This window comes from Bartonella sp. AP57NXGY (genome assembly GCF_042195805.1).
In the GTDB taxonomy this organism is placed as follows: domain Bacteria; phylum Pseudomonadota; class Alphaproteobacteria; order Rhizobiales; family Rhizobiaceae; genus Bartonella.
The window spans coordinates 1-819 of sequence record NZ_JBHIOZ010000458.1 but is presented as its reverse complement, the minus strand read 5'-3'; the positions used below and the strand labels follow the sequence as shown (position 1 = coordinate 819).

1 protein-coding gene and 1 pseudogene are annotated in these 819 nt (G+C 43.5%); both read right to left on the bottom strand.

All coding sequences use genetic code 11. From position 1 onward, the window contains the following. Positions 1-94: 94 nt before the first annotated feature. The gene (locus ACFIL8_RS11470; protein ID WP_375681429.1) at positions 95-496 is read right to left on the bottom strand and encodes a hypothetical protein; all 402 of its coding nucleotides are present in this window, start codon (positions 494-496) and stop codon (positions 95-97) included. Between the two features lie 109 nt (positions 497-605). Continuing rightward, positions 606-819: pseudogene (locus ACFIL8_RS11465) on the bottom strand (exonuclease); the annotation flags it as partial.

Below are 819 nucleotides of genomic sequence, written 5' to 3'. Positions count from 1 at the left end.
CCTTTCTTGACGTCCCCCAAATCTCTCAATGCACGAATGCGGCGGAGCGTTTTGCGCCCAACTTCGATTGTTTCATCTGTCAGTTCATATTTTTTCATCTGGTCTTTTCTCCAGTTGATATGGCGTTATAGTCATCAATGTGTGCGCTACGGTAAACTTTTGCATCACCGTAAACTTTTGCTTCTCCATAAATTTCTGCACGACCGTAAACGCGCGCTTCATCGAAAACGTGTGCGCTCTCGTAAACACGTGCATTATCGGAAATTTTTGCTTCATCGAAAACAAGTGCATTGCCATAAACACGGGCATCTCCAAAAACACAAGCCTTATACCAAATCCAACAATTGCCCTCATGGGATAAGTTGCCTTCATGCTCTATAAGACCGCCTAGGTCGTCTGCTTTAATACCACCAAAGTCTCGTAAGGCACGAATGCGGTGGAGAGTTTTGCCATCAACCTCAGTTGTTTCATCAGTCAGTTCATATTTATTTTCCATGGTTTATTTCCTTGATTTGCGTACAATCCACCCGTAGCGTGGAGCACGCATGTGTTGAAAGTGTTAGGAAAGGGTGGGGGTGCTGGGAGGAGAGAGCACCCCCATAGGTTTAAGCAGCTTTTGCCAAAATCTTTTCCATCTCTTGTTCTATTTCCCCTAAAAAGATTTCGACAGCTTTATTAATCTCTTCAATGTATTGCTCATCACGGTTGATGCGTTTGATTTTCATTCTCAAACCAGTAGATCTGCCTACAAAGTTTGGATTATAGCTCATGAAATGACACCATTTGCGTCCTGTGCACGCCATTTGGAATTGCATCTGT